Origin of the sequence: Vitreimonas flagellata (genome assembly GCF_004634425.1) — a bacterium.
Classification (GTDB): Bacteria; Pseudomonadota; Alphaproteobacteria; order Caulobacterales; family Aquidulcibacteraceae; genus Vitreimonas; species Vitreimonas flagellata.
In genome coordinates this window covers 314,044-331,986 of sequence record NZ_SBJL01000002.1, presented here as the reverse complement: position 1 = coordinate 331,986, position 17,943 = coordinate 314,044, and the positions used below count along the sequence as shown (strand labels likewise).

At 64.0% G+C, this 17,943-nt stretch carries 17 protein-coding genes; 7 read left to right on the top strand and 10 right to left on the bottom strand.

Annotation, left to right across the window (positions count from 1 at the left end; all coding sequences use genetic code 11):
- Positions 1–476 precede the first annotated feature (476 nt).
- Positions 477–1,712, bottom strand: a complete 1,236-nt coding sequence (gene argJ / locus EPJ54_RS09640; protein ID WP_135211507.1) for a bifunctional glutamate N-acetyltransferase/amino-acid acetyltransferase ArgJ — start codon at positions 1,710–1,712, stop codon at positions 477–479.
- The gene (locus tag EPJ54_RS09635) at positions 1,709–2,812 is read right to left on the bottom strand and encodes a peptidylprolyl isomerase (RefSeq protein ID WP_167755665.1); all 1,104 of its coding nucleotides are present in this window, start codon (positions 2,810–2,812) and stop codon (positions 1,709–1,711) included. The genes argJ and EPJ54_RS09635 overlap by 4 nt, the downstream gene beginning before the upstream one ends.
- Before the next feature lie 230 nt (positions 2,813–3,042).
- Here EPJ54_RS09635 and secA point away from each other — a divergent pair, with 230 nt between their 5' ends.
- Positions 3,043–5,751 (top strand): preprotein translocase subunit SecA, encoded by a 2,709-nt coding sequence (secA, locus tag EPJ54_RS09630; RefSeq protein ID WP_135211505.1) that lies wholly within the window; start codon positions 3,043–3,045, stop codon positions 5,749–5,751.
- 58 nt (positions 5,752–5,809) lie between these two features.
- On the opposite strand, the gene EPJ54_RS09625 is transcribed toward secA, so the two are convergent.
- From EPJ54_RS09625 to EPJ54_RS09615, 3 genes are all read right to left on the bottom strand, one after another.
- Entirely contained in the window at positions 5,810–6,916 is a 1,107-nt protein-coding gene (locus tag EPJ54_RS09625) for an acyltransferase family protein (RefSeq protein WP_135211504.1), read from the bottom strand.
- A gap of 89 nt (positions 6,917–7,005) precedes the next feature.
- Positions 7,006–8,247, bottom strand: coding sequence for a serine hydrolase domain-containing protein (locus EPJ54_RS09620; protein WP_135211503.1), 1,242 nt, complete (start codon positions 8,245–8,247; stop codon positions 7,006–7,008).
- Positions 8,248–8,249: 2 nt separating this feature from the next.
- A complete protein-coding gene (locus EPJ54_RS09615; RefSeq protein WP_135211502.1) occupies positions 8,250–9,647 on the bottom strand; it encodes a M20/M25/M40 family metallo-hydrolase in 1,398 nt (465 codons plus the stop codon).
- 76 nt (positions 9,648–9,723) lie between these two features.
- Between EPJ54_RS09615 and ruvC the strand changes: the two genes are divergently transcribed.
- Positions 9,724–10,224, top strand: coding sequence for a crossover junction endodeoxyribonuclease RuvC (ruvC, locus tag EPJ54_RS09610; protein WP_135211501.1), 501 nt, complete (start codon positions 9,724–9,726; stop codon positions 10,222–10,224).
- Here the strand turns inward: ruvC and EPJ54_RS09605 are convergent.
- From EPJ54_RS09605 to EPJ54_RS09590, 4 genes are all read right to left on the bottom strand, one after another.
- Positions 10,221–10,589 (bottom strand): limonene-1,2-epoxide hydrolase family protein, encoded by a 369-nt coding sequence (locus tag EPJ54_RS09605; RefSeq protein WP_135211500.1) that lies wholly within the window; start codon positions 10,587–10,589, stop codon positions 10,221–10,223. The genes ruvC and EPJ54_RS09605 overlap by 4 nt on opposite strands.
- Before the next feature lie 3 nt (positions 10,590–10,592).
- Positions 10,593–12,002 carry an amino acid permease gene (locus tag EPJ54_RS09600; RefSeq protein ID WP_135211499.1) on the bottom strand — a complete coding sequence of 470 codons (1,410 nt, stop codon included), beginning with the start codon at positions 12,000–12,002 and terminating at the stop codon, positions 10,593–10,595.
- A 73-nt stretch (positions 12,003–12,075) separates the two neighbouring features.
- Entirely contained in the window at positions 12,076–13,254 is a 1,179-nt protein-coding gene (locus EPJ54_RS09595) for a cupin domain-containing protein (RefSeq protein ID WP_167755664.1), read from the bottom strand.
- A gap of 7 nt (positions 13,255–13,261) precedes the next feature.
- Positions 13,262–13,675, bottom strand: coding sequence for a hypothetical protein (locus tag EPJ54_RS09590; RefSeq protein WP_135211497.1), 414 nt, complete (start codon positions 13,673–13,675; stop codon positions 13,262–13,264).
- Between the two features lie 161 nt (positions 13,676–13,836).
- Between EPJ54_RS09590 and EPJ54_RS09585 the strand changes: the two genes are divergently transcribed.
- The 5 genes from EPJ54_RS09585 to EPJ54_RS09565 all read left to right on the top strand — a co-directional run bounded on the left by EPJ54_RS09585 (position 13,837) and on the right by EPJ54_RS09565 (position 17,398).
- Positions 13,837–15,129, top strand: a complete 1,293-nt coding sequence (locus EPJ54_RS09585; protein ID WP_135211496.1) for an SDR family oxidoreductase — start codon at positions 13,837–13,839, stop codon at positions 15,127–15,129.
- Complete coding sequence (locus EPJ54_RS09580) at positions 15,129–15,608, top strand: DUF2269 family protein (protein ID WP_135211495.1); 480 nt, start codon at positions 15,129–15,131, stop codon at positions 15,606–15,608. The genes EPJ54_RS09585 and EPJ54_RS09580 overlap by 1 nt, the downstream gene beginning before the upstream one ends.
- A gap of 55 nt (positions 15,609–15,663) precedes the next feature.
- Positions 15,664–16,278: a Holliday junction branch migration protein RuvA gene (gene ruvA, locus EPJ54_RS09575; protein WP_135211494.1), complete on the top strand. Its 615-nt coding sequence runs from the start codon at positions 15,664–15,666 to the stop codon at positions 16,276–16,278.
- 78 nt (positions 16,279–16,356) lie between these two features.
- Positions 16,357–16,809: an RNA polymerase sigma factor gene (locus EPJ54_RS09570; RefSeq protein WP_239590845.1), complete on the top strand. Its 453-nt coding sequence runs from the start codon at positions 16,357–16,359 to the stop codon at positions 16,807–16,809.
- The gene (locus tag EPJ54_RS09565) at positions 16,799–17,398 is read left to right on the top strand and encodes a hypothetical protein (RefSeq protein ID WP_135211492.1); all 600 of its coding nucleotides are present in this window, start codon (positions 16,799–16,801) and stop codon (positions 17,396–17,398) included. Before EPJ54_RS09570 ends, EPJ54_RS09565 begins: the two co-directional genes overlap by 11 nt.
- On the opposite strand, the gene greA is transcribed toward EPJ54_RS09565, so the two are convergent.
- Positions 17,395–17,850, bottom strand: coding sequence for a transcription elongation factor GreA (gene greA / locus EPJ54_RS09560; protein ID WP_135211491.1), 456 nt, complete (start codon positions 17,848–17,850; stop codon positions 17,395–17,397). The two genes, EPJ54_RS09565 and greA, sit on opposite strands and share 4 nt — an antisense overlap.
- Positions 17,851–17,943: the final 93 nt, after the last annotated feature.

The following is a 17,943-nucleotide window of genomic DNA, read 5'->3' as shown; positions in this document are numbered from 1 at the left end:
GCTTATCGTCGCCTGATCGGCCCCGCCCAACCTGAATTCGAGAGCAAACCCATGACCAAGATTTATGCCCTGATCGCTGCCTGCGCCGTGTTCGCACCGATGGCGATGGCCACATTGAACCAAGCCGCTCAGATCGTCGCGTAACGCGCCAGATCAAACGGCTGAAAAAGCCCGCGAAGGATGCTCCCCCTTCGGGGGCTTTTTGTTGCTTGAAACCTATTCAACCTCTGCCAATTGTCGCCGCCTGGACGACGAACTGACAGACGACGATCGCTGGCGCCTGCAGATGGAGGCGCGCATGTTTGCCCTGCATCGCGGTTTCTTCCCGTTGGTTTCTCTATCCGGGCAGATGCGGTCGTTGCGGACTTAGCTCGAACAATTGAACTGGGCCGGGAGACGGGCTCGGGAAGCGTATTCGAGGAGTTCATTCTCGAAGAGCTTGAGGGCCTTCGAGGCGAACTCGAAGAAACTTAGCCCTAGCTCCGATAGTCCCCGTTGATCTCGACGTAGCGTTTGGTGAGATCGCACGTGTACATGCGGGCGCGGCCTGAGCCGGGGCCTACCGTGACGGTGATCTCTAGTTCGTCGCGCTTCATGTACGCGCTCATGGCGGCTTCGTCGTATTCGGCGCTGACCATGCCGTCGCGCGCGGCGTAAAGCTCGCCGAAGCGCACGGCGATCATGTCTTTGCGCACGGGCTGATCAGCGCGGCCGATGGCCATGACGATGCGGCCCCAATTTGCGTCTTCGCCGGCGATGGCGGTTTTCACCAGCGGGCTTTCGCAAATGGTGCGGGCGATGATCTTGGCGCTCGCGTCAGATTGCGCGCCTTCGACGTTCACGGCGACCAGTTTGGTCGCGCCTTCGCCGTCGCGCACGATCTGGATGGCGAGATCGCGCAGCACGTCCGAGAGCGCTTGGCGGAAGCCGGCGAGGCGGTCGTCCTTGGCGTCGGCGATCGGCGGCACTTTGGCTTGGCCGGTGGCGTAGAGCAGCACGCAATCATTGGTGCTGCGGTCGCCGTCGACGGTGATGGCATTGAAGCTGGTTTCGGTTTCCTGGCGCAGTAGCGTTTTCAGGATCGGCGCGGAAAGTGCTGCGTCGGTGAAGACGAAGGCCAGCATCGTCGCCATGTTCGGCGCGATCATGCCGGAGCCCTTGGCGATGCCGGCGATGTTCACTTTGACGCCGTCGATCTCGCAGGTGGCGCCCGCGCCTTTCGCGAAGGTGTCGGTCGTCATGATCGCGGCGGCGGCTTTGGGCCAGGAGACGGCGTCGAGCTTCATGTGCAGCAATGCGGACGTGATCTTTGAATCATCGAGCACGACGCCGATGACGCCGGTGGACGCGGCGAGCATCTCGCGCGGCTCAATGCCGATCGCTGCGCTGGCCTCGGTCACGGCGCGCTTGCAGGCCGCATCGCCGGCATCGCCGGTGAAAGAATTGGCGCAGCCTGCGTTGACCAGGAGGCCGCGCGCGCTGCCGCGCGTCGCGGCCAGCACTTGCTTGCACCAATCCGTCGGCGCCGAGCCGACAGCGTTGGTGGTGAACACGCCGGCCGCGCGCGTGCCCGCGGGCATGCGCATCAGCAACAGATCAGGACGCTCGTGTTTGTAGAAGCCGGCGCGACCGATGGCGGCTTCCAAGCCGGCGATGGCCGGCAGATCGGGAAAGCGCGCCGGCGCGAGCGGCGAGACGGGGCCGTCCTTCATTGCGTTGGTGCTTGCTCTTGCGGTGGTGCGGCCGGTGCTGAGGGCGTGGCCGGCACGGGCACGGTCGCGGCAGGTGCGGCCGGCGGCGTTTGCGCTGGCGCGTCGCCGACAACACCGCCCGGACCCATCGGGAACGGGAAGGGCGGCGCGTCCGGCGCGACCGTATCCGGCGACGGACGGATCGGCGCAGATGGCTCTGCGTCGGCAGGTGCGGTGACGTCGCCGCCAGGCTCGGCGGTGTCATCGGGCTGACGCAAGCGCTCGATGCGCGCGTCACGCGCCAAGCGTTCGTCGAGCTGCGTGATTTCCTGGTAGCGCAACCACGCGACGATGCGCGGGCGCAGGGTTTCCAAGCTCGGCACGCCACGTGCGCGGCGATCTTCGAGACGGAAGATGTGCCAGCCCGTCGGCAATTGGATCGGGCCGATCAGATTGCCGACCGTCGTGCGCTCCACTTCTTCGCGCAGCGCCCCGCCAAGATCGTTCAGCGACGAGAAGCCCAGATCGCCGCCGTCCGGCGCGGTGTCGCGTTCGGTCGAAAGTTCAAAAGCGAGCGCTTCGAACCTTTCGCCTTGCTCAAGCCTTCTTTTAGCCGCGTCCGCCTCTTCTCGTGAGGCGAATTGAATATGGCGCAATTGCACCTCTTCGCCCTCGGCCAACCGGTTGATGTTTTCCCGGTACAAACGCTCGATCGCCGCGGGATCGTTGGCGCGCTGGTCGATCTCGTCATAGATGGAATTGGCCAGCACGCGCTCGCGCGCGTTCTCAAGCTGACGGCGCGTTTCCGGCTCGCGATCGAGTCCGCGCGCTTCGGCTTCCATCGCGAACAGGCGGATCTGGATCAACTCCTCCAGCGCCATGAAGAAGGCGTCGGAATTGGCGTCGAGGTCTTCGGCTTCCTGCAGCCAGCCGCGGGCCACGGCGTAGGCGCGGACGTCCTCCACATAAATCGGCCGGCCATTGACGGTGGCGGCCACAATCGGGCTCACGCCGCCGTCGCTGTCTTCGCCGCTATCGCGCCCCAAGCCACAGGCGGCGAGGCTGAGCGCGAAGGCGAGGGCGAGGGCGAGGCCGATTTTCAGGGGGGCGCGCTTGGACATGCGTTCTGCTCTCCGGACACGGCGGAACATCGCGCCGGAGACCGTCTGGTCGTTCCGGTCACATTGACACCGCCCAGGGCCGCTCTTAAGTCTCGCAAGCGCACGAGTCGAGAGTGTTTTCGCACGCGGGCGCGTGTCTCTGGGTCGCAAAAAAGCCAAAAAACTCAAAGCACTCGCAGCCCCTCTCAGCGCCTGGCTTTAAGGGGCGCAGCAACATTTAGAACGTGCTCATGCTGAACTTCGCCAAGCAGATTTTCGGATCGGTCAACGAGCGCAAGGTGCGCCACCTGCGCCCCCTGGTGCAGCGAATCAACGCCCTGGAGCCGACCTTCGAAGCCCTGTCCGACGAAGCGCTCCGGAACAAGACCTCTGAATACCGCCATCGCTTGGCCCGCGGCGGCAAGATCGACGACGTGCTGCCGGAGGCGTTCGCCACGGTTCGTGAAGCCGCCAAGCGCGTGCTGGGCATGCGCCACTTCGATACGCAGATGATGGGCGGCATCATCCTGCACCAAGGCAAAATCTCGGAAATGCGTACGGGCGAGGGCAAGACGCTCGTCGCCACGTTGCCGACCTATCTGAACGCGCTCGAGAGCCGCGGCGTCCACGTCATCACCGTCAACGACTACCTGGCCAAGCGCGACAGCGAATGGATGGGCCAAGTCTATCGCTTCCTCGGCCTCTCGGTCGGCGTGATCGTGCATGGCCTCTACGACAACGAGCGTCGCCAAGCCTACGCCGCGGATATCACCTACGGCACGAACAACGAGTTTGGCTTCGATTATCTGCGCGACAACATGAAATACTCGCTGGGCGAAATGGTCCAGCGCGGTCACCGCTACGCGATCGTCGACGAAGTCGACTCGATCCTGATCGACGAAGCGCGCACGCCGCTGATCATCTCGGGCCCCACCGAAGATCGCAGCGAATTCTACAAATCGGTCAACCAGCTGATCCCGCTGCTGACGGCCGAGCATTACGAGCACGACGAAAAGCAACGCTCTGTGACATACACAGAGCTGGGCTCTGAGCGCATCGAGGAATTGCTGGTCGAGCGCGGCTTGCTGCAGGGCTCGATGTACGAGCCGTCGAACATCACGATCGTGCACCATGTCAATCAGGCGCTGCGCGCGCACAAGCTCTTCCATCGCGATAAAGATTACATCGTGAAGGACAGCGAGGTCGTCCTGATTGACGAATTCACGGGCCGCATGATGCATGGTCGCCGTTTGTCGGAAGGTCTGCACCAGGCGATCGAAGCCAAGGAAGGCGTGAACATCCAGCCTGAGAACCAGACGCTGGCGTCGATCACCTTCCAGAACTATTTCCGGCTCTACGATAAACTGGCCGGCATGACCGGCACGGCCTCGACCGAAGCGGCGGAATTCGGCGACATCTACAAGCTCGACGTGGTGGAAATTCCCACCAACCGTCCGGTGCAACGCATTGATATCGACGACGAGGTCTATCGGACGGCGGCGGAGAAGTTCAAAGCTATTATCGCCGACATCGAAGAGACGCACCGTAAGCAACAGCCGGTGCTCGTCGGCACGGTGTCGATCGAGAAATCCGAATATCTCTCCACGATGCTGAAGCAGCGCGGCATCCCGCACCAAGTGCTGAACGCGCGCTATCACGAGCAGGAAGCGCAAATCGTCAGCCAGGCCGGCGTCCCGGGCGCTGTGACGATCGCCACCAATATGGCCGGCCGCGGCACCGACATTCAGCTCGGCGGCAATGTCGACATGCGCCTGAAGGCGGCGCTGAAGGGCGATGAGACGCCCGATCAGATCGCCGCGTTCAAGCGCCAGATCGAAGAAGACGTTCAAGCCAAGAAGCGCATCGCTTTGGATGCGGGCGGTCTCTACGTGCTCGGCACCGAGCGCCACGAAAGCCGCCGTATCGACAACCAGCTGCGCGGTCGTACTGGCCGTCAGGGCGACCCCGGCAAGTCGAAATTCTACATCTGCTTAGAAGACGATCTGCTGCGCATTTTCGCCGCCGATCGCCTCGACGCGATCATGCGCGGCTTGGGCATCCAAGAGGGCGAAGCCATCGTCCACCCGTGGATGAACAAGGCGCTTGAAACGTCGCAACGTCGCGTCGAACAGCGCAATTACGAAATCCGTAAAAACCTGCTCAAGTACGACGACGTCATCAACGATCAGCGTAAGGCGATCTTCGAGCAGCGCATCGAATTCATGCGCACCGCCGACGTCGCGCCGATCATCAAGGACATGCGCCACGACGTCGTGGAAAAGCTCGTCTGGCGTCACATGCCGGAGAAGGCGTATCCCGAGCAATGGAATACGGCTGAGCTCAAGATCGAGGCCGAGGAAATTTTCGGCTTCACGTCGCCGGTCGACACGTGGGCCGCGGAAGAAGGCATTGCGCAACAAGAGATCATCGAGCGTCTGACGCGCGAAGTGGATCACGCGTACGCGCAGAAGGCCGCGATGCTGGGGCCGGATCGTTTGCGCGCCGTTGAGAAGCAAGTGTTGCTCTCGGTCGTCGACATGCGCTGGCGCGAACATTTGAGCTTGCTCGACCATCTCCGCTCGGTCGTGCACTTGCGCGGCTACGCGCAGCGTGACCCGCTGAACGAGTTCAAGACCGAAGCCTTCACGCTGTTCGAGCGCATGCTGCTCGATCTGCGCACGACCATCACGCGCATGCTGCTGCGTCTGCAGATCGGTCAGACCGAAGATCAGCTGCCGAAGCCGATGGCGCCGACGCAGACGTACGAGATCCACCAGAATCCGGACACCGGCGAAAACGAGATGGGCCGCAAGGCGGATCTGCATCCACTGGCGCCGGACGGCTTCGACCGCCACGATCCGCGCACTTGGGGCAAGGTCTCGCGCAACGCGCCGTGCCCCTGCGGCTCCGGCAAGAAGTTCAAATATTGCCACGGCCAGGCCGAAGCGCAGAGCGCTTAGGTTTCGTGCGCGATCCACAACACAAAAGCGGCGGTCAGAAATGGCCGCCGCTTCTTTGTTAGGACGCGGGCGCCGGTGCGGGTTTGCGTGTGGGCGTGAGCTTTTGATTGAGGAAGGCGCGGATCGGTCGGTCCCAATATTTGTCGGCCAGCCAGGCGCTGAGACCAATGACGACGATGAACGTGAGGCCTGAGATGGGCGCGAATTCTTCGAGCCAAACGTCCGCGCTGAGCTGCGCGACGACGCCACCCAAGGAGTGCAGCGGCACGTGCAGCACGTAGGCCGCGTACGAGGCGACGCCGAGCCACGAGCAGATCGGCAACAAGCGCGCGCCTGGTTCGTAGAGCGCTGCGACGAGGATCAGCGCCGGATAGAGCGCCATCGCGAACAGCAATTTCAATTCTGCGGGCGGGCGCCATTCGCCGACGGCAAAGCGCGGCAGAAAGCTCGCCAGCGTCAGCGCCGCCAGCGCGAGCACCATCCAATTCGATTGAATGCGCTGCGTGAAAGCGAACTTGTCGCGCAGGCGATAGATCAACATACCGGCGAAGAAGCCAAACAGGGCGCGCGCCAAGCCGCCGTCGAATGTACGCCACGACGCGCCGAGATCGAACGATTGATAACGCAGCGTGACCGCGATGAGCGCTGCACCGAGGACGCCAACAAAGATCGCCAGATTGCGCGTCGAGAGCCGGGCGCCGAACAACGCGAACGCGATGTTGGCGATGAGTTCGAAGAAGAGCGACCAGGCCGGAAAATTGAACTGGAAGAGGAAGGGTGGCGACCCCACCGCAGGGTTCGGTAGCATCAACGCATTCAGCACCGCCGCGATACCGAGCTCAGTCGAGCCTTCGGCCATGTTGGCGTAAAGCCGCAACGCCACGGCGAGGCCAGCGATGAGGAAGCCCAAGAGATAAAGCGGATAGAGCCGGATCAGCCGCATGCGGATGAAATCCGGCACGTTCAAATTCGTGTTGAGGCGTTGCTCATAGGCGTGCGTCAGCACAAAGCCGCTCAGAATGAAGAAGAGATCGACCGCGAGAATGGCCGAGGTGAAGACAGGGCCGTCGTCGCCGAACAAGCGCCCGCCATGCCAGCTGATGACAGCAAGGGCCGCGATACCGCGGAGCGCGTCGAGCGTAATGAAGGCGCGCGAGGATTGCATGACCAGCCGAATTCTTCGTGACCGCGCGACATCTTCGATTGCCGCGCCCCCGTCAAGCGTCCCAGTGAGAATGCCGCAGTGTGCGCCTGTTAAGAGCGCATCAGGTGATCGGCCAACGCGCGAAACGCGGGCAGGGAGACATGGTCAAGCGGGCCATTGGCGTTGCCGGCGATGTGGTGCGAGCCAAAGCGGGCGATCACCAGCTCGGCCGCGGGCGCCACCCAGATCGCCTGGCCGTGGATGCCGCGCGCGGTGAAGCTGCCCAAATTGTCATGCGCGACCCACCATTGGTTCCGATAGCTCCAGCCTTGCAGCGTGGAATATTTGGCCTTGGCGAAATGTTCGCGATCACCGCCATTACGAATATCGGCGACGATTTTGGCGGGTGCGATCTGGCGCCCGTTGGCGGCGCCGTCGCAGCGCATCATCTCGCCGAAGCGCGCCATGTCGCGCAGCGTCAGATTGAGCCCGCCGCCGCACATCGCAGCCCCCGTGCGGTCGACCAAGAGGTGCGCGTCTTCTTCCACGCCGAGTTTTTGCCAGATGCGTTCCGAGAGGAGGTGCGCCATCGGCGTTGCGCTCACGCGCTGCACGATCCAGGCGAGCACTTCGGTGTTGCAGGTCTTGTACGCGAAGGCTTGGCCGTGTTCGCCTTGCTTCTTCAAGCCCTGCAGGAACTCGAAAATGCTCTTTGGCCCCGCATAATCGGCAGGACGCGTGGCGATGCCGCATGCCAATGTGTAGGCGAAGATCTCGGCGCTGCGGTCGGTGTAATCTTCGGAATATTGCACGCCGATGGTCATATCCAGAACTTGGCGCACGCTGGCGTCGCCATAGGCGCTGGCGGACAGTTCGGGCACGTAGCGCGTGACCGGCGCGTCGGGATCGAGCGCGCCTTCGTCGATCAGCATCGCTGCGATCAGGCCGACGAAGGATTTCGTCACCGACATCGCCAGGTGCGGCAAGTCCGGCGTCAATGCGCCCAGATATTTCTCATAGATCACCGCGCCGCGATGCAGGACGAGAATGCCGTCGGTGTAATTCACATCGAGCGATTGCGCCCAGTTGAGCGTGCGCCCGTCCATCGTGGTAAAGCTGATGTCGTCGATGTCGTTGCGCAATGCGTAGGGCAGCGCCCATGCCGCGCCGCCGCCGCGACGCACGTTCGCTGTCGGACTCAATTCGCGCTGATGGCTGAAGGCCCAGCGAATGTAGGGAAACCGCCAGCTTGAATTGTCTTCGAGCTTGATCAATTTATCCGCGGCCGGCGGAAAGCCTTGCATCCAGCCGTTGGCGCGCGGATCTGTGGCGGCTGCGTCCGGTTGCGACATGATCAGCGCGGGCCGGCGAGTTCGTTGACGAGCACGCGCCAGTGGGTGAGCCCCGAATAGAATGTCTCGACCGGCACGCGCTCGTTGAGGCCGTGGGCGAAATCATCGCTGTCTTTGATGAAGACGGCGCCGACGCCATAGGTCGGAATGCCTTGCGCGCGGAAGAAGAGGCCGTCGGTGGCGCCCGCCGACATATAGGGCGTGACAACGATGCCAGGATAAATCGTATGCACCGCACGCGTGACTGCATTCATCACGTCGTCCCGCAACGGCGAGGCGTCGCTCGAATTCGACGGCGCCGTGAGTGCGATCTCGATGCCGGGCCCGGCGATGCGCTGCAATTCGCCTTGCACATCTGAAACGGCGACGCCCGGGAAGATGCGGCAATTCACGGTGGCGGTCGCGCTCTGCGGCAACGCGTTCTCAGCGTGACCACCGGAGAGCATTGTCGCCACGCACGTCGTACGCATCATGTTAGAGATCGCAGGATTGGCCGCCAACGTGCGCGCGGCGCGACGGTCGCCCGGATTGTCGGCAAAGCGCCGCATGGCCGCACCCTCTGGGCCGCCCGTTGCGTTGGCGGCGTTACGGAAGGCGAGGAGCGTCGTGTCGTTCCACATCGTCGGGAATTGGAAGGCGCGCAGCCGTGACAATGCATCACCCAATTCGTAGATAGCGTTGTCGGCGCGCGGCACGGAGGAATGACCGCCTGGATTGCGCGCGGTGAGCGTGAAGCTGGCGTAGGTTTTTTCCGCCGTTTGCAGGGCGTAGCTCAAGGGCGCGCCAGTCTCGGTCAGCAAGCCGCCGCCGCCGTCCGAGTTCAACGCAAATTCCGCGTCGTGCAGCAGGGCGCGGTGTTGTGTGAGCAAGGTCTGCGTGCTGACGCCCGTCGTCTCTTCGTCGCCGGAGAACCAGATGATCAGATCGCGCGTGGGCGTGAAGCCTTCGGCGCGCAACGTAAGGAAGAGCGAGGCAAGTTGCGTGAGGCCGGCTTTGTTGTCGTACGAGCCGCGGCCGTAGAAGAAGCCGTTCTCTTCAACGAGCGTGAACGGCTCGCGCTCCCAATCGCTGCGCAGCGCCGGCACCACGTCCATGTGCGCGAGGAAGAGGATTGGCCGCCCGCCCGCGCCATTGCCGCGATAGCGCACGACGAGGCCCGCCGTTTCGCCGGCCGGCACGATGGTCACGTCCTCGGCCGCGAAGCCGCCAGCGCGGAAGCGTGCGGCCAGCATGTTGGCGAGCGCGACATTCTGCGGGCCGGTCGATGTGTCGACAGCGACGACGCTCGCATAAAGTTCGCGCGCTTGCGTCCTCTGCGCCTCGCTGGGCGCTTGGGCGGTGGCGACGCTCGCGCTGATGAAGAGAGCGGCCAGTGCAGTGGCGCAGGTGCGAAGCAACATGAAAATCCCCGTTCGTTTCGCCCATGCTGGGCGGCGGTTAGGGCTTTGGCAAGAGATTGGGCGCAGGGCTTGGGCCATGAGCGCAATTCTCATCCTCGGCGTCGATCCTGGACTCAATCGTTGCGGTTGGGGTTTGGTTGCGAGCGAAGGTTCGCGCCTATCGCACGTCGCGCATGGCGTCATCACGCCGAAGGCGCAGCAGCAACTCGCGTCGCGCTTGCATGACGTGTTCGAGGGCCTTTGCGCCGTCATCGAACAATACAAGCCGCACGAAGCCGCGGTGGAAGAGACGTTCGTGAATTCCAATGCGCGCGCAGCTTTGGCGTTGGGTCAAGCGCGCGGTGTTGCGTTGGCGGCGGCGGCGCGCGCTGGTTTGATCGTGGGCGAATACGCGCCGACGACGATCAAGAAAGCCGTCGTCGGCTCCGGCAGCGCCGACAAAACCCAGATCGCCTTCATGGTGCGCCGCCTGTTGCCGACGGCCGGCGAGGTGAAGGCCGACGCTGCCGATGCGCTCGGCGTCGCCCTCTGCCATGCCGCGCATGGCGGCTTTAAGCGCAAAGCCGGCGGCGCTTAGGTCAAGGCGCGGCTGTAGGTGGCGAGATCGAAATAGTCGCGCCAGACTTTGATCTTGCCGTTCTCAAGCTCGAACACACCGCAGCAGGGCAGATCGACCTGCTTGTCGCCGACATGAATGTGATCGACGCGCTCGGCGATTACGACATTGCCGACGGCCGCGATGTTGAGGATGTCCCAATTCGTTTTGGTCCAATCCTTTAGGAACGTCGCGATGAAGCCGCGCAACTGGTCGCGGCCCGCCACCGGGGCGATCGGCATATTGTAATAGATTCCGTCCTCGGTGAAGAAATCAACGATTTTGTCGACGTCGAGCGAGGGCCACGTGGCGATGAAGTCGCGAATGATGCGCTCATTGTCGGACATGCTTTATCCTTTCTCGGCCAATGCGCTCTTGCGCGCGCCCCAGAGCAGATAGACCGGAATGCCGATCGCCATCCAAATGAAGAAGCGCTCGATCGTGCCGATGTTCAAGCTGGAGAAGAGGTAGAGGCAGCCGAGTATCGCGAGCGGCGCCACGATCCACACCAAAGGCGTGCGGAACGGGCGTTCTGCGCTCGGCGCGCTCCGCCGCAGCACCATCACCGAGATCGCCACGGCGATAAACGCCGCCAGCGTGCCGGCGTTGGCGAGGGAGGCGATTTCGCCCAGCGTGAGCAAGCCGGCGAGCGCCGAGCATACGATCGCGGTGAAAATCGTCATGATTACCGGCGTGCCGAGCTTCGAGTGCACGCGGCCCCAGGAGCGCGGCAACAGACCATCGCGCGACATCACGTAGAAGATGCGCGTTTGCCCGTAGAGGAAGGCGAGGATCACGGTGGGAATCGCGATCGAGGCGACGCCGCCGATGATGGCCGCGGCTTCCGGCTGATTGAGGCTGCGCACGATCTCCGCGATCGGCTCGCCGCTTGAAGCGAACATGCGGAAATCCATCGCGCCGACGGCCGCCGCGCCGACAAGCATGTAAAGCAGCGTGCAGATCACCATCGAGCCGATGATGCCGATGGCGAGATCGCGGCCGGGGTTCTTGGCTTCTTCCGCCGCCGTCGAGACAGCGTCGAAGCCGTAGAACGCAAAGAACATCACCGCCGCGCCCGCCATGATGCCGATATTCGTGCCGTCGGCCTGCGGCGTCGAACCCCAGCCGAACGGCGCGAACGGTGTGAAGCGCGAAATGTCAAACGCCGGCAGCGCGATGACGAGGAAGAGAAGGAGAGCGGCGATCTTCAGCACCACTAGGGCTGAGTTCACCCACGCGCTTTCGCGCGTGCCGAGGATCAGGAGGCCGGCGACAACGAAGATGATAAACACTGCGAGCGGATTGAAATGCAGCGCATGCCCGCCAAGTTCGCCGAACGGCAGCATCTGCGGAATGTCGATGCCGAAGCCGGTCAGCACGCCTGAGGCGTAGCCGGACCAACCCACAGCGACGGCGCTCACCACCACCGAATATTCAAGGATCAGCGCCCAGCCGACGATCCAGCCCGCGAGCTCGCCAAGCGATGAATAGGTGTAGGTGTAGGCGCTGCCCGACGCCGGCATCATCGACGCCAGTTCAGCGTAGCAGAGCGCAGCGCACGCACAGACCGAGCCCGCCACCGCGAACGATACGATCACGCCCGGCCCCGCCATGCCGGCGCCTTGGCCGATCAGTGCGTAAATGCCAGCGCCCACGATGGCCCCCACGCCGAGCGCCACCAAGTGCGGCCACGACAAGGTGCGCTTCAATTCCTGATGCTGCGGCGCCTCAATAGGTTTGCGACGATTCCAGAACGCCATCTGATCCCCCGTTTGCCGTCCATCTTGGCCGCGCCCGCGCGCGCTCGCCAGGGGGAAGCGACGAAAAGGGGAGCTAGACCCGGATCAGCAGCCCGTAGGCGAGCAGCGTGGAGACGATCGCGTCGACCTTCTCGCCCTTGAGATCGCTGAGGCCGAACGGTTCGCCGCTCAATGCGCGTTCCAGTGCGGCGCGGTTCGACGCCGTGAAATCCAGATCGCCGCCGGGGCCGATGACCACGATGTCGTCGCCGTCTTCCGCGATGCGGAACGGCGCGTGGCGTTTGAGGACGAAGCGATCGCTGGCTTCGATGCTCTTGCTGGCGTTGAGAATGGAGAAGCGGTTCTCCGCCGGGCGCGAGCGGATGAAGGTATCGACCATCAGATCGAGCGCCGGATCAAGTTTGATCTCTTGCGCGAGGACGCCTGCGAGCGTCGAGAGTTGCTTGCGCGCCGCGTCGCGGTTGAAATCGGGATGCGCGAAACCCGCCGGCAATGAGCGGCGCAGTTCCGGCGAACGCAGCGCGACTTCGGACACGGCTTCCAAAATGAGATCGGCCCAGGTGCGCGTGATCAGCCCGACCGTCACATGCAGCGACGCGACGCTGCCGGAGGTCTGCGCATCGTGCATCAGCCCGCGCGGCACGTAGGCGCAATCGCCGGCCTTCAGCACGAATTCTTGACGCAACGCGCCCGTCTCATGCTTGCCCGGCTCGAAGCCTTCGCCGCGGAACGGCGCCTCGATCGGCATGTCGTAGAGCCGCCAGATCTTCTCGCCTTCGACCTGGATCACGAGCACGTCGTGATTGTCGTAATGCGTGCGGAAGCCCTGCGCGTTCGGCGGCGTCAGATAGAGATTGGCCTGCACGTGCGATGAAAACACGTGCTCCAGGCCCTTGCACAAGCGCGCCAGCTTCGGCTCGAATTGGTGCGCCTGGTTCAAGATGATCGTCGCGCCGCCGCGATAATGATCCGCCACCGCACCGCGATCGATAAAGCCCGACGCGTCGACATATTGGCTCGAACTCATCTCACGCGTCGCGTCGGCGAGCGCCAGTTGGCCCTCGCGCAGGTCAACGCTGGTGACGATGCGATCGACGTCGTCGATGTTCAGCAGGCCATCGAAGCGTTGCGCCGCATTGTGATGCACAATGAGCGCTTCGCGTTCGTAAGTTTTGGCGAAAAACGTCTCGATCCGCTCGGACCCGATCAGGTACCCAAGCGGATCGTCGAGCCAAGGCTCGCGCGATGTCACGGACGACTTACCAGTTGCGGCGTGCGCCGCGGCCATAATTGGCGCGGTCAGCGTACGAGCCGCTGTCGCCGTCGGTCAGGCCGCTCGGGCTGTTGCGCGTGGCGCCACGGCCGTTGCCGGCGTTGTCGGCGTTGCCGCCGCTGTCGCTGTCGGTCCAGCCGGTGCGGCCGCCGCCGCCGCCACCGCCGCCACGACCGTAGCCGGCGCGGTCAGAGCCGTTGCCGGTGTCGCTGTCGGTCATGCCGGTGCGGCCGTAGCCAGAGCGATCTGCGCCGTTGCCGGTGTCGCTGTCGGTGCGGCCCGTATAATTCTGCGCCGCGGCTTCGCCCGTCACCGCGGCCGTCGCGCCGCCCACAATGGCCGCCGCACCAGCAACGCGCGCCATGAACGAACGCCGATTCAAACGCTTCTTGTCCGACATAGATTTCCCCAAAGCTCGCAACCGGCTCACATTTGCGAGTCAGTTGCAAAAACCTTATCCCTCAATGGGAATCGGTAGCATGCGTCGCGGACGGCTTCACGCGCGAACGTCTCGCAACAGCGATATTTTGGCGTCGCCTGCAAATGGGGGTTTAAGGCTGCATGCGCGTTCTGGTGCTCGGTGGTTATGGGCTGATCGGTCTGGAGATCGTGCGCGCGTTGCGTGGGGCCGGGCATGACGTGATCGGCCTTGGCCGCTCCGTCCAGAAGGGGCGAAGTGCGGCGCCTGATGTGCGCTGGATCAGCGCCGATATTGCAACGCTCATCAAGCCGCAATCATGGGCGCCGCACATCGACGGCGTCGATGCGATCGTGAATGCATCGGGGGCATTGCAAGACGGCGCGCGTGACAATCTCCGCGCCGCGCAAAAGGATTCCATCGTCGCTTTGATCGGGGCGTGCGAGGGCAAGCCAGTCCGCTTCGTACAAATCTCCGCGCCCGGCGCCGAACCCGATGCGAACACCGAGTTCATGCGCACAAAGGCCGCGGCCGACTCTGCGTTACGTATGAGCGCGCTGGACTGGACGATCCTGAAGCCGGGCCTGGTGCTGAGCGCCAATGCTTACGGCGGCACGTCGCTCTTGCGCATGCTGACGGCGGTGCCATTCGTGCAGCCGCTCATGCTGGGCGATGCGCGCGTGCAGATAGTGGCGGCAAGCGATGTCGCGGACGCCGTGGTGCTGGCGCTCGAAGGTAAAACGCCAGCGCGACGCGACTATGATTTGGCGGCGACGCAGACGCATGCCTTGCGTGATGTCGTCAGCAAATTCCGCGCGTGGCTTGGCTTCAAACCGCCCACAATGCGCTTAGATTTGCCGCGCCCGCTGGGCTTCGCGCTCGCACGCGGCGCTGACCTCGCCGGCTGGCTCGGCTGGCGCTCACCTTTGCGCACGACGGCGCTACGTGTGCTCCGCGATGGGATCATTTGCGACGGCGCGGCGTGGGAGGCGGCGAGCGGGCGCAAGCTCAAATCGCTCGATCAGACACTCGCCGCGCTGCCCGCCACGGCGCAGGAGCGGCTCTATGCGCGCGCGCACTTGGTGCTGCCGATGCTCGTGCTCACGCTCTCCGCGTTTTGGATCGCGTCCGGCGCGATCGGATTTTTCCAGCGCGACGCCGCCGCGCGCGTGCTCGACGGCGTGCTGGCGCCAGAGCAAGCGATGCTCTTCGTGTTGAGCGGGGCCGTCGCGGATTTGGCGATCGGCATGGGCCTCTTGCTGCGTCCATTCACGCGCATCGCCGCACTTGGCGCAATCGCGGTGTCGATCGCGTATCTCATCGGCGCGACACTGCTCGCGCCACATCTCTGGGCCGACCCGCTTGGCCCGCTGGTGAAGATATTTCCGGGCATGGCGCTTGCGCTCGCCGTCGCCGCGCTCACAAGTGAGCGCTGATGGATGTTCTCATTCTCCTGCGTTGGTTGCACGTCATTGGCGCCTGCGTGCTGCTCGGCACGGGCGCCGGCATCGCCTTCTTCATGCTGATGGCGCATCGCACCAAGGATGCGCGCTTCATCGCGCACACCGCCTCCATCGTCGTCATCGCCGATTGGATTTTCACCGCGAGCGCTGTCGTTGCGCAGCCGATCACGGGCGCGCTGTTAGCGCAGGGCCTCGGCTGGAGTTTCAGCGAAGGCTGGATCGTGTTGTCGCTCGCGCTTTACGTCATCACCGGCGCGTTCTGGCTGCCGGTGGTGTGGATACAGCACCGGCTGCGCGATCTCGCCCGCACCGCCGCCGCCGACAATGCTCCGCTGCCGGAGGCTTACCACAAGCTCTACCGCATCTGGTTCCTCTGCGGCTTTCCGGCGTTTTTCGCCGTGGCGGCAATCATTTGGCTGATGTTGGCGCGGCCGATCTTCAGCCTCTGGTAGCGGCTCCGTTTCGCTTCCGCGCGAATCCGCGCAGGAGGGAGGCGGAGGCGCGCGCATGATCGGTTCACTCAACGGTGTTGTCGCGGCAGTTGGCGAAGACACAGCCCTGATCGACGTGAACGGCGTGGGCTATGTGGTGCAGGCCGCAGGCCGCACGCTTGGCCGTCTAAGTTTGGGCGCGCCGGCGAAGCTCTTCATCGAGACGCACGTGCGTGAAGACGCGATCCGCTTGTTCGGCTTCTCGAGCGAAGAGGAGCGCGCCTGGTTCGCGCATTTGCAAACCATTCCGGGCGTCGGCGCTAAGGTCGCGCTCGGTATTCTCGATGCCATGCCACCCGAAGTGCTCGCCGACGCGATCGCGCTGCAGGACAAAGCCGCGTTCGCGCGCGCCAATGGCGTGGGCCCCAAGCTCGCCGCGCGTTTAGCGACAGAGCTCACCGGCAAGGCCGGCCCGAAGGGCTTTTTCTCCATTGCCGGCGGCCGCGCTGCGGCCACGAGCGCAGCGCCCGCCGCGAATGGCGCGCGCGCGGAAGCGGTATCGGCGCTGGTCAATCTCGGCATCGACCAATCGAGCGCCGCCCGCGCCGTCGCCAGTGCGGCCAAACAATTCGCCGCCGACGCGCCCGCGCCCGAACTCATCCGCGCCGCGCTGAAAGAAGTGAGCCGGTAATGTAAGGATCGCGCCTCCCGCGCCATCTAAGGCGGCATGAAAGGCGAGGGCGTGGGCGACGAGCGGTTCCGGACTTGGATGAGCGAGCACGTAGGCGTGCTGACGCGCATCGCACGCGCCTTCGCCAAGGGAGCGGATCAACAGGATTTGTTGCAGGAGCTGACGCTCGCGATCTGGCGCGCTGCGCCCACGTTTCGCGGCGAGAGCGCTCCTGCGACCTTCATCTATCGCGTCGCGCATAATGCCGCGCTCACCTGGCGACGCGGTGAAGCGCGCCGGCTTTATCGCCAGCGCGCATTCGAACGCCTGCGCATCGAAGAGCCGAGCGACGACCCACTGCTGGAGCGGCTCTACGCTGCAATCCGCCGCCTCGAAACGCTCGACCGCTCGCTCGTTCTGCTCTCGCTTGAGGGCCAATCCTATTCCGAGATCGGCGCCATTCACGGCTTAAGCGAAACCAATGTTGGCGCGCGCCTCACACGGGCGCGCGCGAAGCTCACCCAAATCATGGAGACAGACGATGGACTTTGAAGCGCTGAAAAACGCCTGGGCGTCGAACGCCAACAATCCGAGCGCCGCCGCGAGCGCTTATCTCGTCGCCGAAGCGGAAACGATGCTCGCACGCCGCCGCGAAAATCTGCGTCGCTTGCTCGCGTTCGCTGGTTTGATGCTGACGATCCCGCTTGCGCTTATGATTTGGGATATTGTGAGCGGCCAAGCGGACGTCATTGATCTTGGCCGCGAGTGGGGGCTCATTCCGTTCGCGCTGATCCCCTTCGCGGCGCTGATCCTCATTGCCAAACGCGCCGCACCGTCGCCGATGCCTACACGCTCGCTGCGCGAGACGTTCCTGGCCCTGCGCGCTGACAATGCCGCCGCCCGCTTGCGCATCGCCATTATTGGCGGCGCTATTCTGCTCTGCGCGCCGCTGCTGTTGGTGTTGCTCAACCAACTTGTCGGCGTTGGAAAGATGGCGCCGCACGAAATGCAGTCGGCGGTGCTTGTTCTCGGCGGCGCGCTGGTGGTGAGTTCGGCCTGGATGGGCGTGAAATACGTTACTCAGCTCGCGCCCGAACGTCGTCACCTCGACGCGCTGATCGCCCAATACGACGCGGCCTAAGCAATCGCCGCGATCTCGACCACGCCGTCGCCGACGCGGACCTCGTCGCCAACTTCCTTCCCCAGCACCGCGCGCGCGAGTGGGGAGGTGTGGCTGAGTGTGCCGCGTTCGGGATCGGCTTCGTCTTCGCCGACGATGCGGAAGCTTTGGCGTCGCCCATCGTCGCGCGCGATGCTGATTGTGCAGCCGAAGCGCACGACGTCGCAATCGCTGGGCGGAGGGATGAGCTGGGCGCTGCCGCGTCGCGCCGTCCAATAGCGCAGATCGCGGCCAATGCTGGCGCGGGCGGCGCGATCCTCGCCCGCGAGCGCCAGCGCATCGTTTAGCCGTGCGATCTCCGCTTCGATGGCGGCTAACCCTTCGGGGGTGACGAAATTCGGCGCGGTCGAAACCGGCCGCTCGGGCAGGTCTTCGATTGCGTCGTCCGTCTCTTTGACGAAAGCGCGGCTCATGTCAGCAAGGTGTGGTGCGCGGCCGTTCGCGGCAAGGCATGTTGCGCCCTCGAACCGTTCGAGCGGCGCCCGGAACAATCCGGAAACCCGAAT

Bases quoted from the DNA above. Each gene is read 5' to 3' on its own strand.
- argJ (WP_135211507.1), bottom strand. From the start codon at position 1,712: ATGAAGGACGGCCCCGTCTCGCCGCTCGCGCCGGCGCGCTTTCCCGAT.
- EPJ54_RS09635 (WP_167755665.1), bottom strand. From the start codon at position 2,812: ATGTCCAAGCGCGCCCCCCTGAAAATCGGCCTCGCCCTCGCCCTCGCC.
- secA (WP_135211505.1), top strand. From the start codon at position 3,043: ATGCTGAACTTCGCCAAGCAGATTTTCGGATCGGTCAACGAGCGCAAG.
- EPJ54_RS09625 (WP_135211504.1), bottom strand. From the start codon at position 6,916: ATGCAATCCTCGCGCGCCTTCATTACGCTCGACGCGCTCCGCGGTATC.
- EPJ54_RS09620 (WP_135211503.1), bottom strand. From the start codon at position 8,247: ATGTCGCAACCGGACGCAGCCGCCACAGATCCGCGCGCCAACGGCTGG.
- EPJ54_RS09615 (WP_135211502.1), bottom strand. From the start codon at position 9,647: ATGTTGCTTCGCACCTGCGCCACTGCACTGGCCGCTCTCTTCATCAGC.
- ruvC (WP_135211501.1), top strand. From the start codon at position 9,724: ATGAGCGCAATTCTCATCCTCGGCGTCGATCCTGGACTCAATCGTTGC.
- EPJ54_RS09605 (WP_135211500.1), bottom strand. From the start codon at position 10,589: ATGTCCGACAATGAGCGCATCATTCGCGACTTCATCGCCACGTGGCCC.
- EPJ54_RS09600 (WP_135211499.1), bottom strand. From the start codon at position 12,002: ATGGCGTTCTGGAATCGTCGCAAACCTATTGAGGCGCCGCAGCATCAG.
- EPJ54_RS09590 (WP_135211497.1), bottom strand. From the start codon at position 13,675: ATGTCGGACAAGAAGCGTTTGAATCGGCGTTCGTTCATGGCGCGCGTT.
- EPJ54_RS09585 (WP_135211496.1), top strand. From the start codon at position 13,837: ATGCGCGTTCTGGTGCTCGGTGGTTATGGGCTGATCGGTCTGGAGATC.
- EPJ54_RS09580 (WP_135211495.1), top strand. From the start codon at position 15,129: ATGGATGTTCTCATTCTCCTGCGTTGGTTGCACGTCATTGGCGCCTGC.
- ruvA (WP_135211494.1), top strand. From the start codon at position 15,664: ATGATCGGTTCACTCAACGGTGTTGTCGCGGCAGTTGGCGAAGACACA.
- EPJ54_RS09570 (WP_239590845.1), top strand. From the start codon at position 16,357: ATGAGCGAGCACGTAGGCGTGCTGACGCGCATCGCACGCGCCTTCGCC.
- EPJ54_RS09565 (WP_135211492.1), top strand. From the start codon at position 16,799: ATGGACTTTGAAGCGCTGAAAAACGCCTGGGCGTCGAACGCCAACAAT.
- greA (WP_135211491.1), bottom strand. From the start codon at position 17,850: ATGAGCCGCGCTTTCGTCAAAGAGACGGACGACGCAATCGAAGACCTG.